This is a genomic window from Pseudomonas costantinii, from assembly GCF_001870435.1.
GTDB lineage: Bacteria > Pseudomonadota > Gammaproteobacteria > Pseudomonadales > Pseudomonadaceae > Aquipseudomonas > Aquipseudomonas costantinii.
Genome location: NZ_MDDR01000066.1, coordinates 1 through 15,601 on the forward strand (window position 1 = coordinate 1; position 15,601 = coordinate 15,601).

General features: G+C 59.6%; 12 protein-coding genes and 4 tRNA genes. 5 read left to right on the forward strand and 11 right to left on the reverse strand.

What is annotated here, in order from left to right:
• Window positions 1-364: 364 nt before the first annotated feature.
• The 3 genes from BFL40_RS31470 to BFL40_RS31480 form a co-directional block, all read right to left on the reverse strand.
• Entirely contained in the window at window positions 365-1,765 is a 1,401-nt protein-coding gene (locus BFL40_RS31470; RefSeq protein WP_139213534.1) for an LLM class flavin-dependent oxidoreductase, read from the reverse strand.
• A 73-nt stretch (window positions 1,766-1,838) separates the two neighbouring features.
• The gene (locus tag BFL40_RS31475) at window positions 1,839-2,891 is read right to left on the reverse strand and encodes an NADP(H)-dependent aldo-keto reductase (RefSeq protein ID WP_071487609.1); all 1,053 of its coding nucleotides are present in this window, start codon (window positions 2,889-2,891) and stop codon (window positions 1,839-1,841) included.
• A gap of 32 nt (window positions 2,892-2,923) precedes the next feature.
• Window positions 2,924-4,177 carry an acyl-CoA dehydrogenase family protein gene (locus tag BFL40_RS31480; RefSeq protein ID WP_071487610.1) on the reverse strand — a complete coding sequence of 418 codons (1,254 nt, stop codon included), beginning with the start codon at window positions 4,175-4,177 and terminating at the stop codon, window positions 2,924-2,926.
• A 480-nt stretch (window positions 4,178-4,657) separates the two neighbouring features.
• Between BFL40_RS31480 and BFL40_RS31485 the strand changes: the two genes are divergently transcribed.
• Window positions 4,658-6,808, forward strand: a complete 2,151-nt coding sequence (locus tag BFL40_RS31485; protein ID WP_071487611.1) for a TonB-dependent receptor family protein — start codon at window positions 4,658-4,660, stop codon at window positions 6,806-6,808.
• Between the two features lie 120 nt (window positions 6,809-6,928).
• On the opposite strand, the gene BFL40_RS31490 is transcribed toward BFL40_RS31485, so the two are convergent.
• The 4 genes from BFL40_RS31490 to BFL40_RS31505 form a co-directional block, all read right to left on the reverse strand.
• Window positions 6,929-7,005: transfer RNA gene (locus BFL40_RS31490), tRNA-Asp, on the reverse strand.
• Between the two features lie 19 nt (window positions 7,006-7,024).
• Window positions 7,025-7,100 (reverse strand) — tRNA-Val (locus tag BFL40_RS31495).
• 176 nt (window positions 7,101-7,276) lie between these two features.
• Window positions 7,277-7,353: transfer RNA gene (locus BFL40_RS31500), tRNA-Asp, on the reverse strand.
• 19 nt (window positions 7,354-7,372) lie between these two features.
• Window positions 7,373-7,448: transfer RNA gene (locus BFL40_RS31505), tRNA-Val, on the reverse strand.
• A 159-nt stretch (window positions 7,449-7,607) separates the two neighbouring features.
• Here BFL40_RS31505 and rdgC point away from each other — a divergent pair.
• The 3 genes from rdgC (at window position 7,608) to sugE (ending at window position 10,080) form a co-directional block, all read left to right on the forward strand.
• The gene (gene rdgC / locus BFL40_RS31510; protein ID WP_071487612.1) at window positions 7,608-8,528 is read left to right on the forward strand and encodes a recombination-associated protein RdgC; all 921 of its coding nucleotides are present in this window, start codon (window positions 7,608-7,610) and stop codon (window positions 8,526-8,528) included.
• A 165-nt stretch (window positions 8,529-8,693) separates the two neighbouring features.
• Window positions 8,694-9,659, forward strand: coding sequence for a bile acid:sodium symporter family protein (locus tag BFL40_RS31515; RefSeq protein WP_071487613.1), 966 nt, complete (start codon window positions 8,694-8,696; stop codon window positions 9,657-9,659).
• 106 nt (window positions 9,660-9,765) lie between these two features.
• Window positions 9,766-10,080: a quaternary ammonium compound efflux SMR transporter SugE gene (gene sugE, locus BFL40_RS31520; protein ID WP_071487614.1), complete on the forward strand. Its 315-nt coding sequence runs from the start codon at window positions 9,766-9,768 to the stop codon at window positions 10,078-10,080.
• Window positions 10,081-10,183: 103 nt separating this feature from the next.
• Here sugE and BFL40_RS31525 read toward each other — a convergent pair whose 3' ends face one another.
• From BFL40_RS31525 to BFL40_RS31540, 4 genes are all read right to left on the reverse strand, one after another.
• A complete protein-coding gene (locus BFL40_RS31525; RefSeq protein ID WP_071487615.1) occupies window positions 10,184-12,058 on the reverse strand; it encodes an MFS transporter in 1,875 nt (624 codons plus the stop codon).
• Between the two features lie 65 nt (window positions 12,059-12,123).
• A complete protein-coding gene (locus BFL40_RS31530; RefSeq protein ID WP_071487616.1) occupies window positions 12,124-13,272 on the reverse strand; it encodes a TDT family transporter in 1,149 nt (382 codons plus the stop codon).
• A 107-nt stretch (window positions 13,273-13,379) separates the two neighbouring features.
• Window positions 13,380-13,691, reverse strand: a complete 312-nt coding sequence (locus BFL40_RS31535) for a cupin domain-containing protein (protein ID WP_071487617.1) — start codon at window positions 13,689-13,691, stop codon at window positions 13,380-13,382.
• Between the two features lie 45 nt (window positions 13,692-13,736).
• Window positions 13,737-14,930 (reverse strand): MFS transporter, encoded by a 1,194-nt coding sequence (locus BFL40_RS31540; RefSeq protein ID WP_071487618.1) that lies wholly within the window; start codon window positions 14,928-14,930, stop codon window positions 13,737-13,739.
• A 91-nt stretch (window positions 14,931-15,021) separates the two neighbouring features.
• Between BFL40_RS31540 and BFL40_RS31545 the strand changes: the two genes are divergently transcribed.
• Window positions 15,022-15,567: a TetR/AcrR family transcriptional regulator gene (locus BFL40_RS31545; protein WP_071487619.1), complete on the forward strand. Its 546-nt coding sequence runs from the start codon at window positions 15,022-15,024 to the stop codon at window positions 15,565-15,567.
• The last annotated feature ends 34 nt before the right edge of the window (window positions 15,568-15,601 follow it).

Below are 15,601 nucleotides of genomic sequence, written 5' to 3' on the forward strand. Positions count from 1 at the left end.
TCTGGCTTTTGATCCACACCACTCAGGTCGGCTTTCAGGCCGCCGTGCTCTGCTTTTGATCTGCTTGTGATCTTGATCTCAGGCGCCCCATTAACCACGCTGGCCGCACGCAGGCTGGAATCCGTGGGTAACCCGGCAGGACGCCGGGTTAGCCGCGCTGGGCCAAGGATGGCCCATCGCGGCGGCCCACGGATTCAAGCCGGAGTGCGGGCACACCGAGCCTAGGCGAGGTGCCGAGTGGTGGGGCACAGACCTTTTGGTTACTTTTGGGGCGTTTGCCAAAAGTGACCCGCTGTAAGAGCGGAACCATAAGCGGCCGTTACCGCAGCAACGGATATGTACTCAAGCTTCAGCAACGCACCACTCACAATGAAAACCGCAACGGCGAAGCGGCCTGAAGCAAGGCAGCAGGGTCACGATAACGGGCACCAAAATGATCATTCGGCAAACGCGCCTGCCCAGCGCCAAACAAACGCTCACGCAGAGTTTCACCGTCGTCGTAGCGCTCACGAAAACGCCCACGCCGACGCAATTCCGGTACCACCAGTTCGATGAAATCCCGAGCAGTTTCAAAGGACAGATACTGACGCAGATTGATCCCGTCAATGCCATCTTCATCCAGCCATTTCTCGATGGCGTCCGCCACCACCGTCGGCGTGCCAGCCACAAAAAAGCGCTCACGGTTAAAGCCACCGAGCTGGGCCAATGCTGCCCCCACGGTGGAGTCCGGATTGTGCCGACTCAAACTCTCCCACCCCTTGACCTGCCGGCTGATCAAGTCGCTGATCAAGGTGTCGCGGGGGTACGCCGTCAGGTCGACCGCCGATTGCACATGGGCCAGCGACGCCTCCACGCTGGCAAGCTTGCGGTAGCTGTCGAGTTTGGCGCTGACTTCCTCGTCAGTACGCCCGACCACCACCCCGGCCATGACAATAAACTTCAGGCCCGCCGGGTCACGATCATGCTCTACCACCTTTTGCCGCATGGCCTGGATATTCGCGCGCACCGTCGGCGTATCGTTGCCGCCGGTGAACACCACTTCGGCGTGACGCCCGGCAAACTCAATACCCGCCGGTGAGCCGGTGGCCTGGAACAACACCGGCGTGCGTTGCCGCGAAGGCTGGCACAGGTGCGGGCCGGCGACCTTGAAGTGTTCGCCGACGTGGTTGATATAACGCACCTTGTCCGGATCGGTGTAGATCCGGCGCTCACGGTCGACGATCACTGCGTCGTCGTCCCACGAGCCCTCCCACAGCTTGTAGAGCACGTCGAGGTATTCATCGGCGATCTCGTAGCGATGGTCGTGGACCACCTCGGTGTCGTGGCCGAAGTTGCGCGCAGCGTTCGGCAGGTACGAGGTGACGATGTTCCAGCCCACCCGGCCCTTGGTCAGGTGGTCGAGAGTGCTCATGCGCCGCGCGAAAGCAAACGGCGGTTCGTAGGTGGTGGAAAAGGTCGCGCCGAAGCCGAGGTTTTTGGTCACCCCGGCCATTGCCGGAATCACCAGCAGCGGGTCGTTGCTGGGAATCTGCATGCCTTCACGTAGCGCGGTTTCGGGGCCGTCGCGAAAGCGATCGTAGGTGCCAATCACATCGGCGAGGAACACGCCGTCAAAGGTGCCGTATTCCAACAACTGCGCCAGTTCGGTCCAATAATCCAGGTCGTTGAAGCGGTGCCGGTTGTTGTCCGGATGCACCCACAAGCCATGGACGATATGACTGACGCAGTTCATCTCAAACAAATTCACGTGCAACTGCTTGGGCACCAGGAACACTCCTCTATCAGTACTTTTTCGAAAACCTCAGATTGCTGCGCTCAAGTCGAACGGGGTCCTTGTGCTAAGGCGCAGGGTTGGGAATGCGCTGATGAATAGCCTGGACCTGCGCAAGGATCTCGTCGCTGAGGCGCACGTCCAGCGCGCTGAGGTTGTCGCGCAGCTGCGCCAGGCTGGTTTGCCCGGTGAGCGCGCTGGTCACAAAAGGTTTGTCGATAATGAACGCCAGCGCCAACTGGGCCGGTGTCAGGCCATGTTGCCGGGCAATCTCCACGTAGCCGGTAATCGCTTCCTGTGCCGAAGCGCTGTCATAGCGGTTGAAGGTGCGATACACCGACGAGAGGCGTGAACCCTCTGGACGCGCGCCACCGAGGTACTTGCCGGTGAGCGCACCGAACGCCAACGGCGAGTACGCCAGCAGGCCGACGCCTTCGCGATGAGTGAACTCCGAGAGGCCGCCTTCGTACAGGCGATTAAGCAGGCTGTAGGGGTTTTGTACGCTGGCGATACGCGGCAGGCCGAGGCGCTCGCTCTGTTTGAGAAACTCGGCCACGCCCCACGGAGTTTCGTTGGACACGCCGATATGGCGCACCTTGCCGGCCTTGACCTGATCGGCCAGTACCGCCAGGGTTTCTTCGATGGACACACTTTGCGCGTCGTCCTGATACGGGTATTCACGTTGACCGAAGATGTTGGTTGTTCGGTCAGGCCAGTGCAGTTGATAGAGGTCGAGATAGTCGGTATTCAGACGCTTCAGGCTGCCATCCAATGCCTCGACGATGTTGCGCCGATCATGACGACTGAGGCCGTCGCGGATGTGCTGCTGGCCTGCGGGGTCACGGGAGGGACCGGCGATTTTGCTCGCCAGGATCACCTCGTCACGTCGCCCATTGGCCGCCAGCCAACTGCCGATATAGCGTTCGGTGGTGCGCCAGGTTTCGGCCTTGGTCGGCGTCGGGTACATCTCGGCGGTGTCGATGAAGTTGATGCCTTCGGCCAGGGCCAGGTCGATCTGCTGATGGGCATCGTTCTCAGTATTTTGATGACCCCAGGTCATGGTGCCCAGACCCAGGACGCTGACCTCGATGTCGCTGTTGCCCAGTTGGCGATAACGCATGGGTGATCCTTTTTGATTCACAGGTTGAAGACTCATACCGCGCTCGCTTCGTCGCGGGCGGCCTGCTGCTCGGTATCGGCGGCTTGCAGGCTGCGCCACGCAGCATTCGGGGTGACGTCGTTGAGGTAGTAATTGCCCAGGGCCCGCTCGCGATAAATCGCCGGGTTGTGGGAGGCCAGGGTGCGGGCGTTGCGCCAATGGCGGTCAAAACGACGCGACTCGCTGGTGGCGGACGCGCCGCCGACTTCGAACAACAGCGTGGTGGCTTCGAGCACTTGCTCCAGCACAATCTGTTGGGCCTGATAGGCACGAATCTCGGCCTCGGTGTAATGCGCCTCCTTGACCTCGCCGCCCTGCTCCGCCTCATGCACCTCCTGCAACACCTGGGCGACAGCCAGCACTTGGGTGCGGGCGGCATAGGCCAGGCTCGACAGGCGACCGATCACCCGCTGCACCAAAGGATCATCCTTGGGACTCGATTGCCCCGGCACACCAAACGCGCGGGTGCGACCTTTTACGAACACGGTAGCGTCGCGCAGCACCGCATTGGCAATGCCGGCCAGGGTCGCCAAGTGGAACAGCTGGTAGAACGCGCTCAGGTAGGACTCGGTGCGCGGTTCGTCTTTCTTGAAGCGCCGCACAATATGCTGCGCCGGCACGTCCACCGCGTTGAAACGCGTGGTGCCGCTGCCGGTGAGGCGCTGACCGAAGCCGTCCCAGTCGTCCTCAACGGTCACACCCGGCGCATCGGTACGCACCGAGACGCTGACAAAGTCCTCGCCATCCAGCGCGACTGCCGCGATCCAGTTGGCGTACAGCGTGCCGGTGCAATAGTACTTCTCACCATCCAACTGCCAACCGGACTCAACCGTGCTGAGGGTCACCGAGTTGCGCGTGGTGTCAGTGCGCTCGGCCATCGCTGCGCCCCACAGCTCACCGTCGACGACTTTGGCAAACCAGTAATCCTGAGAATTGCTGTCGCGGCTGGAAAGCCGGCCTTCGACGAAACCGAAATGCGCGCGAACAATCTGCGGCAAGTTCGAATCGGCCTCGCCCAGTTCAATCAACAGGCGGAACAACTGCGGCAGGCTCGCACCCAGGCCACCCTGGACGCGTGGCACGCGCAACGCACCAAAGCCAGCCTCGCGTAGCCATCGAACCGCGTCATGCGCCAACTCGCGTTGCTGTTCGCGAGCGACAGCGGTGTCGGCTATCCGTACAAATACGTCGGCAAAACGCTGGTGCAAGTCTGCATCACTCACATCAACGGGAATCGAAGCACTCATGGTTTTTCCTTATTCAAAGGCACTCACGCCCAATACCCTAGTGTGCAAGCAGCCACTGGATGGGCACTGAAAACTTGCAACTATTGGGAGTAATGCAGTGAGCATGCCAGTCTTTTAGAAACGCCCCACTGTCGAGAAAACAGGCGGAAAAACCCATATAGAATGGGCATTACAGCGCCACCACCCCTCCAAATACTTATAAGGTTATAGCCGTTATAACGCGTTGAATTGTGGATAGCCCTGCACACTGTTCATTCACTGTTGCATTCGCAACAGCGGCAGTAAATACGACCACAAAGTTGACTGTCGATAATTAAACACCGGCGCAAAACAAAGTATCACGCAGAACACTTGTGCCCCTCTAATGAGCCGTATTTCTGGATAAAAAGCATTGGCATAGAAACTGCTGAATACGAAACAGGCATGACTATTCGAATAGAAAGCTGGGGCTATTTTATCTATTCACAAGGAACACACTTAATGGATCAAGTCTTTCGGGGAGCACTACAAAAGTTGACACTTGCCGTGCGGCAAGCAACGTGGCTGGCACTGTTAGGACTGGGCTCAGTCCTGGTATTTTCCGCCGGCGCACAAGCAGATGACGAAGCAACACCGTCGACCGCCCCACGGCTCAAGACGGTTACGGTCGAAGCACAAAAAATCACGCCCGTTGAGGCGGCGAAGAGCCAACTTTCCGAGGTGCCAGGTGGTACCAGCGTGGTCGACAGCGAACAGGTGGCCAAGGGGCGAACGGCCACCTTGCAGGACACACTCGCCTATCAGCCGGGCGTTTTTGTGCAATCCACCGGCGGCAATGACGCGGCCAAGATCTCGATCCGCGGATCGGGCGCCAACACCTCGCCGGGGTACTTTCGCGAAGGTATCAAGTTCCTGTTCGACGGCCTGCCGATCACCGGCCCAGGCGGAACGCCCTATGAATTCCTGAATGGTTCCGGGGTGAACTACACCGAGATCCTGCGCGGCGCGAACGCCTTCCAGTACGGCGCGTTGAGCCTTGGCGGCGCCATCAACTTCGTTAACCAGACCGGCTACAGCGCACCGGGCCTGCGAGTGCGGGCGGAAACCGGCAGCTACGGCTACAACAAGCAGAGCCTGAGTGTCGGTGGCGTGGAGGGTAATTTCGATTACTACCTCAATGCCGACAACTACCGCAGTGATGGTTACCGCGACTACAGCCTGTCAAAAAGCCAGGGGGTGGTAGCCAACTTCGGCTACCGCTTCAGCCCGCAACTCGAAACCCGGGTGATGCTGCGTTACCGCGACGAGTTCCACAACGATCCAAGCCCTACCACCCTGGATGCGGTCAAGCGCCATTCCGACCGTGCCAGTGCGACCGCCGAAAGCAGTGGCGCAGGCAGCCGGCGCCCCGGCAGTATTTGGGCCGGTAGCAAGACCACCTATACCTTCGACGACGACGCCACCCTCTCGGTGGGTTTCGTCTACTACCAGTACGCCCACAACAACAATCCGAACAGCCCCAGCAACCCGAGCTATTGGGACTGGCATGACCTGAGCGCGGTGATCAACTACGACCGCCGCGATACCTTGTTCGGTCACGAAAGCCGTTCCAGCGTGGCCTTCACTTCGACCGAACACCTCAAGGGCCAGGTCGACTCCACGTTCGCCAACAAGCAGACCCGCAAGTTCGTCGACTACAGCTCATCGTTCGATCACGTGTTCTCTGTGGGCAATGACCTGGAACTGGTCGACGGCCTGTGGCTGACCAGTGGCGTTTCAGCAATCAATGTGCGCCGTCGCGCCGACGTCAAAGACACCTTGGTCGCCAACACTACCAACTACCCAAGTGACGTGACCTACAACAACTGGAGCCTTTCACCCCGAGTTGGCGTGCGCTACGAGTTCACCCCGCAGTTGCAGGTGTTCGCCAACTTCAGCCGCTCCATCGACCCGCCAGCGTCCTGGGAATATTCCGGCTCCGGCCCCACCACACCCTACGTAAGGCCACTGGTGGAGCAGAAAGCCAACACCCTGGAAGTCGGAATCAAGGGTTCATCGGGCATCTTCGATGGCAACCTGGCGATCTACCGTTCGTGGGTACGCGATGAGTTGCTCAACGTGCAGATCATTGCGCCGACGTCCACCGCCGCTGCGGTGACCGGCGCGTTCAACGCGACGCCGACCATTCACCAGGGCATCGAGGTTGGCTTGAATACCCGCCTGTGGGAAAACACGTCCGGCGAGAAGATCACCTGGCGTCAGGTCTACACCTACAACGACTTTTACTACCGTCACGACCCGACCTTCGGCAACAACCAACTGCCGGGCATCCCGAAGCACATTTACCAAGGCGAGGTTCAGTACCAGCACCCGCAGGGCTTCTATACAGGCGTGAACGTGCAATCCGCATCGCGCACCGCTGTCGACTACGCCAACACCTTCTATGCGCCCTCCTACACTCTCTTCGGTGCCAACGTAGGCTACGAAACACCCAAGAAAGACTGGAAGGTTTCGCTGGATCTGAAAAACCTGACGAACAAGAAGTACGTGACCGCCGTCCAACCGATTTACAACGCGGCAGGCCAGGACACCGCCTCGCTGTATCCGGGTGACGGCATCGGCGCCTATGTGGGTGTGGAATACCGTTACTAGGGATCGACATCATGGCGAAAGGCCCGGATGCCTTTCGCCATATCCCAGACAGCAAAAAGCCCGCTCAATGAGCGGGCTTCTTGTGGTGACCTGGCGTTCAGTGTTCCAGGTTGCCGAATATGGCGCAGCGGACGGGACTCGAACCCGCGACCCCCGGCGTGACAGGCCGGTATTCTAACCGACTGAACTACCGCTGCGCGTAACACTTAAAACGAATGGTGGGTGATGACGGGATCGAACCGCCGACATTCTGCTTGTAAGGCAGACGCTCTCCCAGCTGAGCTAATCACCCTTCGTTTCGGTGTGGGCGCATCATACACCAAAAAATCGTAATGTCTTGATTTAAATGCACTTTATTTAAAAAAAGTTTATCGCACGATTTTTTGCCATATTCCGGACAGAAAAAAGCCCGCGATTAAGCGGGCTTTCTGTGGTGACCTGGCGTTCAGTGTTCCAGGTTACCGAATATGGCGCAGCGGACGGGACTCGAACCCGCGACCCCCGGCGTGACAGGCCGGTATTCTAACCGACTGAACTACCGCTGCGCGTAACACTTAAAACGAATGGTGGGTGATGACGGGATCGAACCGCCGACATTCTGCTTGTAAGGCAGACGCTCTCCCAGCTGAGCTAATCACCCTTCGTTTCGGTGTGGCGCGCATTCTACGGAGCGACCTTGGGTCTGGCAAGCACTTTCTTAAATCTTTTTTTTGAGGCCTTCCAATGGCTTAGGCAGGGTTGGCCTGAGGCGATATCAAGAGAATAATGCCCCCCTTTGTATAAAGGAGAGACTCGCCCCATGTGGTTCAAGAACCTGCTTATCTATCGCCTGACCCAAGATCTGCCTGTTGATGCCGAGGCGTTGGAAACTGCAATGGCCACCAAACTGGCGCGCCCTTGTGCAAGCCAGGAGTTGACCACTTACGGTTTCGTCGCGCCTTTCGGTAAAGGTGAAGACGCTCCCCTGGTTCACGTCAGCGGTGACTTCCTGCTGATCGCCGCCCGCAAGGAAGAACGCATCCTGCCGGGTAGCGTGGTACGTGACGCACTCAAAGAGAAAGTCGAAGAGATCGAGGCCGAGCAAATGCGCAAGGTCTATAAAAAGGAACGCGACCAGATCAAGGATGAAATCATCCAGGCCTTCCTGCCGCGCGCGTTTATTCGTCGCTCGTCGACCTTCGCCGCCATCGCGCCGAAACAGGGTCTGATCCTGGTCAACTCGGCAAGCCCGAAACGCGCCGAAGACCTGCTGTCCACGCTGCGTGAAGTGATCGGCACTCTGCCGGTTCGCCCACTCACCGTCAAAACCGCGCCTACCGCAATCATGACCGACTGGGTCACCACCCAGAAACCGGCCGATGACTTCTTCGTCCTCGACGAATGCGAGCTGCGCGACACCCACGAAGACGGCGGCATCGTGCGCTGCAAGCGTCAGGACCTGACCAGCGAAGAAATCCAACTGCACCTGACCACCGGCAAAGTCGTGACCCAACTGTCCCTGGCCTGGCAGGACAAACTGTCCTTCATGCTCGACGACAAGATGACCGTCAAACGCCTGAAGTTCGAAGACCTGCTGCAAGACCAGGCGGAACAGGACGGTGGTGATGAGGCCCTGGGCCAATTGGACGCCAGCTTTACCCTGATGATGCTGACCTTCGGTGAGTTCCTGCCGGCGTTGGTTGAGGCACTGGGCGGCGAAGAGACCCCACAAGGTATCTAACACCACCGCTCCCATGTGGACACGGTCAATGTAGGAGCTGGCTTACCTGCGATAGCATCACCCGGGTGTCACTGATACACCAAGGTGTCTGCATCGCCGGCAAGCCAGCTCCTACAGATTTGATCGGGTTGCCACTTCCCGCACTCTAATAACAAGGACGCCCCCATGCGCGCACTCGCCGCCTTGAGCCGCTTCGTCGGCAATACCTTCGCCTATTGGGTGTTGATTTTTGCCGTACTCGCCTTCCTTGAGCCCGGCTGGTTCATCGGCCTCAAAGGTGCCATCGTCCCTCTGCTGGGCTTGGTGATGTTCGGCATGGGGCTGACCCTCAAACTTGAAGACTTCGCCGAGGTCGCCCGTCATCCATGGCGCGTGGCGCTGGGCGTGGTCGCGCACTTTGTAATCATGCCGGGCGTTGCCTGGTTGTTGTGCCGAGTTTTCAACCTGCCGCCGGAGATCGCCGTCGGCGTGATCCTGGTCGGTTGCTGCCCAAGCGGCACTTCGTCCAACGTGATGACTTGGCTCGCGCGGGGCGACCTGGCGCTATCGGTGGCCATTGCGGCCGTCACCACCCTCCTCGCCCCGCTGCTTACGCCAGCGCTGATCTGGCTGCTGGCGTCGGCTTGGCTGCCCGTTTCGTTCATGGAGTTGTTCTGGTCGATCCTGCAGGTGGTGTTGCTGCCGATCGTGCTCGGCGTGGTAGCGCAACGCGTACTCGGCGAGCGGGTCCGACATGCGGTGGACGTACTGCCGCTGGTGTCGGTGGTGAGCATCGTGATCATCGTCGCGGCCGTGGTTGCCGCAAGCCAGGCGAAGATTGCCGAGTCAGGCTTGCTGATCATGGCGGTGGTGATGTTGCATAACAGCTTCGGCTACCTGCTGGGCTACTTCACCGGTCGGCTGTTCAAGCTGCCATTGGCGCAACGCAAATCGCTGGCCCTGGAAGTGGGCATGCAGAACTCAGGGCTGGGCGCCGCGCTGGCCAGTGCGCACTTTTCGCCATTGGCAGCGGTGCCGAGCGCGCTGTTCAGCGTCTGGCACAATATTTCCGGGGCGTTGCTCTCGACTTACTTCCGCCGGATGAGCGAGAAGGAAGATCGCCGCGCGTTGGAGAGCACGCCAGAAACTTGATCGCCCGATCAATGTTCGGCACTCTACCGAGCTTCGCGGGGACGACCTCGCGACGCTATCGAGCGTTTATCCAGGGGACGACCCCACTTCTAGAAGGAAGGTCATCATGTCCTGGATCATTCTGTTTTTTGCCGGTTTGTTTGAAGTTGGCTGGGCCGTTGGCCTGAAATACACCGACGGCTTCAGCAAGCCGCTACCCACTGCCCTGACGATTGCCGCCATGGCCGTCAGCCTCGGCCTGCTGGGGCTGGCCATGAAGGAGTTGCCGCTGGGCACCGCCTATGCCATTTGGACGGGTGTGGGTGCCGTGGGCACGGTGATTGCCGGGATTATCCTGTTTGGGGAGTCCATGGCGCTGTTTCGGTTGGCGAGTGTGGCGTTGATTATTTGCGGGCTCATCGGGCTTAAGGTCAGCGCTTAGGCCACTACCGCTATCGCAGGCAAGCCAGCTCCCACACTTGGAATGCATTCCAACCTGTGGGAGCTGGCTTGCCTGCGATGAGGCCCTCAAAGCCTGTAAAAAACTACCTGACACTCCCGCGCAACACACCCACCGCTTCCTGCAACTGCCCAGGCGTCGCCGCCTCTAGCCCAACAGGCTCACCCGCCACCAACACCACCCGCGACCAGATCCGATGGAAGATCCCCTTGTTCGGATCGCGGCTGAAGAAACTCCCCCACAACCCCTGCAACGCCAACGGAATCACCGGCACCGGCGTCTCCTCCAAAATGCGCGTCAGCCCGCCACGAAACTCATTCATCTCGCCGTCGGCGGTTAGCTTGCCTTCCGGAAAGATGCACACCAACTCCCCTTCCTTCAGGTAATGCGCAATCCGCGTGAAGGCCTTTTCGTAGATCTGGATATCTTCGTTACGCCCGGCAATCGGAATCGCCCCGGCAGTGCGGAAGATAAAGTTGAGTACCGGCAAGCGGTAGATTTTGTAGTACATGACAAAGCGAATTGGCCGACGCACCGCGCCGCCGATCAGCAGCGCATCGACAAACGACACGTGGTTACACACCAGCAACGCCGCGCCTTCATCCGGGATGGCTTCCAGGTTGCGATGCTCCACGCGGTACATGGAATGGCTAAGCAGCCAAATCATGAAACGCATGGTGAACTCGGGGACGATTTTGAAGATATAAGTGTTGACCGCGATGTTGAGCAGCGACACCACCAGGAACAACTCGGGGATCGACAGCTTGGCCACGCTCAACAGCAGGATCGACACAATCGCCGACACCACCATGAACAGCGCGTTGAGGATGTTGTTGGCGGCGATCACCCGCGCGCGCTCGTTCTCGGCGGTGCGCGACTGGATCAGCGCGTACAGCGGCACGATATAGAAGCCGCCGAACACGCCCAAACCGAGGATGTCGAACAACACCCACCACGCCTGGCCGTAGCTGAGCACCGCGAGCCAGTCGTTGGCCTGCACGTTCTGCGGGAAGCCGCCTGAGTGCCACCACAGCAACAGGCCAAACACCGTCAGCCCGAATGAGCCGAACGGCACCAGACCGATTTCCACCTTACGCCCGGAGAGTTTTTCGCAGAGCATCGACCCCAGGGCGATACCCACCGAGAACACCGTGAGGATCAGCGTCACCACGGTTTCATCGCCGTACAACCATTCCTTGGCGTAGGCCGGGATCTGCGTCAGGTAGATCGCGCCGACAAACCAGAACCACGAGTTGCCCACGATCGAGCGCGAAACGGCCGGCGTCTGCCCCAGGCCCAGGCGCAACGTGGCCCAGGACTCGCTGAAGATATTCCAATTCAGGCGCAACCCTGGGGTGGAAGCCGCCGCCCGTGGAATGCTGCGGCTGGCCAGGTAACCCAACACCGCCACCCCGACAATCGCTACCGACACCAGCGGTGCGTAATGGGTGGACGACATGATGATCCCGGCGCCAATGGTACCGGCCAATATCGCCAGGAACGTGCCCATTTCCACCAGGCCGTTACCGCCCACCAGCTCATCTTCATGCAGGGCCTGGGGCATGATCGAGTACTTCACCGGCCCGAACAGCGCCGAGTGCGTGCCCATGGCAAACAGCGCCAGCAGCATCAGTTCCAGATGATTGAACAGGAAGCCCGTGGCACCCACGGTCATGATCACGATCTCACCGATCTTGATCGCGCGGATCAACGCGTCCTTGTTGAATTTCTCGCCAAACTGCCCGGCCAGCGCCGAGAACAGGAAGAACGGCAGGATAAACAGCAGCGCACACAGGTTGACCCAGATTGAGCGGTCACCGTCGATGGTGAGTTTGTAGAGAATCGCCAGGATCAACGACTGCTTGAAGATGTTGTCGTTGAAGGCGCCCAGCAACTGGGTGACGAAAAACGGCAGGAAACGCCGTGTGCGCAGCAAAGTGAATTGCGAGGGGTGGCTCATCGTCCGTGTTCCTGCGTGGCCTGAAGGCTTATAAATTGTCAGGCCACGACTTTACCTAATCCCGCTTACTTATTCGCTAACCCCGCAATGCAAGGTGAAACAAAAAGCTCACCTTTATAGGCACCCTGCACGGTGCGCTTGGCGACGATCAACCACATTAGCGCCAACGCCAACACCAGCACACTGCCAAATACACTGAAGAAACCCAGGTGCAACAGGCTCGCCAGCTTCAGCGTGGCCAATGCGTACACACCCAATGGGAAAGTAAAGCCCCACCAGCCGAGGTTGAACGGGATGCCGGCGCGCAGGTAACGCAGGGTGATCAGCACGGCGATCAGCATCCACCACAAGCCGAAGCCCCACAGGGTGATGCCCGCCACCAGGCCAAGACCGTTGGCCATTTCACCCACGCCAGGCAGGCCGTTAGCGGCGAAGATGGCGGGCGCATCGCCCCCCAGCAGCAACATGCCGAGGGCACCGGTGCCGATCGGGCCAAGCGCCAGCCAGCTCGACGCGGCCATATTGGCGTGGGGCAGTTTATGCAGGGCCATGCGCAGCATCAGGATGGTCAGGATGCTGAACGCCACCGGTAGGGAAAACGCCCACAACACGTAGCTGGTCACCAGCATCACCAGTTGCGAATGGGCATCTGCCAAGTGTGGCGCCAACAGGCCACCGCTGGCGGCGGCGACTTCGGCCGCGACCACCGGCAACAGCCACACGGCGGTCATCTGGTCGATGCTGTGTTCTTGCCGAGTGAACATCATGAACGGGATCAGCACGCCGCAGGCCAGGGCCATCGCCACGTCCAGCCACCAGAGCGCTTCGGCCAGCGGCACCACATCGCTGCCCCAACGCGGCAGGCCGAACAGCAGCAAGCCATTGAGAATGGTCGCCAAGCCCATGGGGATGGTGCCGAAAAACATCGAAACCGTGGAGTGCCCGAAGATCCGCCGTGCCTCGTGGAAAAACATCACCCAGCGAGCCGCGTACAACACGCTGAACAGCACAAACAGGCCGATGGTGAACATCCACAGCCCTTCGGCAATGGCGTACAAGCCTGGCAGAGTGACCGGCAGTTGCGCCAAGGCCAGCGCCAGGACGCCGGTGCCCATGGTCGCAGCAAACCAGTTCGGGGTGAACTGGCGAATCACTTCCCGGGGACGGGTCAGGTGACTGAAGGGTTTGTAACGGGTGGTATTCGAGCAGGTCATGATGGCAATCCTCTTCCTCGCATGAGGTTGAGACCATGGTAGAACCTGATCGAATATCTATATAACGGGTAATATCTCTATCTGTTATCTACTTTGCCAATATAGCGTCAAACGCTACCTTCGCTTTCGATCACCAGAATGCGCGCCGGCCCTTGTGGATGGGCCACATGCTCGGTGCCGACGCTGGCGTAGAAGATATCCCCCACCTCCATTTCCGCCACCTGTTCGATGCCGTTATCGCGATAGTGCATCTGCACCTGGCCATCCAGCACCACGAACACTTCTTCGCCGTCGTTGATGTGCCAGCGATACGGCTGATCAGTCCAATGCAAACGGGTGGTGATGCCGTTCATATTGGCAATATCCAGCGCCTCCCAGGCACGGCTGCCGGTGAAGTCCTTGCTGCGAATGATCTTCATGCTTGAATCTCGATCAGGCGAATTCGGGGCTCCGAGTATTACTCATCAGCCGCCCGTCGTCGCCCTGGCCCGGGCCGAGTCCTGCAACAGCAAACCAACCAGAGCACTGAGGGCCAGCACGATCAGCACCGCCCCGTAACCATCGGTGGTAACGATCAGGCCGAACACGCGGCTCAGGTTACCCGCCAGCAGCGCCGGTAGACAGAATGCCAAGTAGCTCAACGCATAGAACGCAGACATCAACCCGGCTCGCTCATGGGGTAACGCCAACCCGACGATACTGCGGACACTGCCCATGAACCCGCCCCCGAACCCCAAGCCTGCTATCACGCTGGCAACAAAAAACAGCCACAGGCTGGCACTCTGCACGGCGACCAATAGCAATGCCACACCCGCGGCCAACAACGCAGCCGACAGGCGCATGACCTTGTCTGCCGCACGCTCCCGAAAGCTGTAGATCATCACCGCGCCACTCAAGGTCACCACCGCGACAAGGCCGCCGCCGATCAGATGGGATGTCGAGCCGGTCGCAGCCCGCACCAGCGAGGGTGCCAGGGATGAAAAAAATCCGCCCAATGCCCACACCGCCACATTCAACGGCATGGCCAACCACAAAGCGCGACGCGCTTGTTCGGGCACATGCAGGGTCGGCGCCAGCGATTTCAAGGCACCCGGTATGCGGCTGACGGTTTCAGGCAGGCGCCAGACATACGCAGCCTGCAACACCATCAACCCCAGCAGCGTGAAGTAGATCAATTGGGTGGGCCGTGGTGCGAACTCCACCAACAAGCCGCTGCCCAGGCCGCCACTGGCCATACCCAACAGCGGCGCCAGGCTATTGAGCATCGGACCACGCAAGCGGTCGGTATCGAGCAGCGTCGCACTCAGCACCGCCGTTGCCATGCCTGTCGCGAAGCCTTGCAGCGCACGGGCGGCAATCAGGTGGGCGGTACTGTCAGCGCGGATAAATAGCAGCATCGCCACAATGTTCAGGAGCAACGCGACGAAAATGACCGGCTTGCGCCCCAGGTAATCTGACAGCGAACCCACAGTCAGCAGCGCCGCCAGCAGGCTCACGGCATAAACGCCGAAGATCACCGTCAGAATCGCCGCGGAAAAATGCAGATTGTCCTGATACACCTGATACAGCGGCGTCGGTGCACTGGAGGCTGCGAGGAAGGTCAGCAGCGTGATCACCAGGAACGTCAGGCTGGACCGTTGAGAAATGACGCGAGACATGGGCATACTCCGCTAAAGCTAATATTTTGCTTTTGCGGAGTGTGCTACTGACGAGCGCTTAAAGCAAATTCTTTGTGTTAAGGTCGCAAACATGGCGATAAAAGAAGGCCTCCGCCCGGGGGGCCGTAGTGCCCGGGTACAAGAATCCGTCCATGGCGCGGTGCGCGAACTGCTGGAAACCCATGAGCGGTCCAGCGTCACCGTGCCGATGATTGCTGCGCGCGCGGGTGTCACGCCCTCGACGATTTACCGCCGTTGGGGTGACCTCTCGGTGCTGCTCGCGGACGTGGCCCTGGCCCGCATGCGCCCGGACAGCGAGCCGGCCAACACCGGCAGCCTGCGTGGCGACCTGCAAGCCTGGGCCGAGCAATACCTGGATGAAATGAGCTCAGAGCCTGGCCGCAATATGATGCGTGACGTGCAATTTCGGGTAACCCCAGGCTATTGCGTGAGCATCTTGAGCGGGCAGTTGCAGACCATTGTCGACCGCTACCCGAATAACACGCCGCCACCGCCCAGCGTCGACCGCCTGATCAACCTGCTGGCTGCGCCGACGGTGTTTCGGATTCTGTTTTCAAGCGCGCCGCTGACAGTTGAAGAGCTCCACGCTTTGATCAAACTGGCACTCCAACCGTAGCCGCTGTCGAGCCCCGGCGAGGCTGCGTAGGACG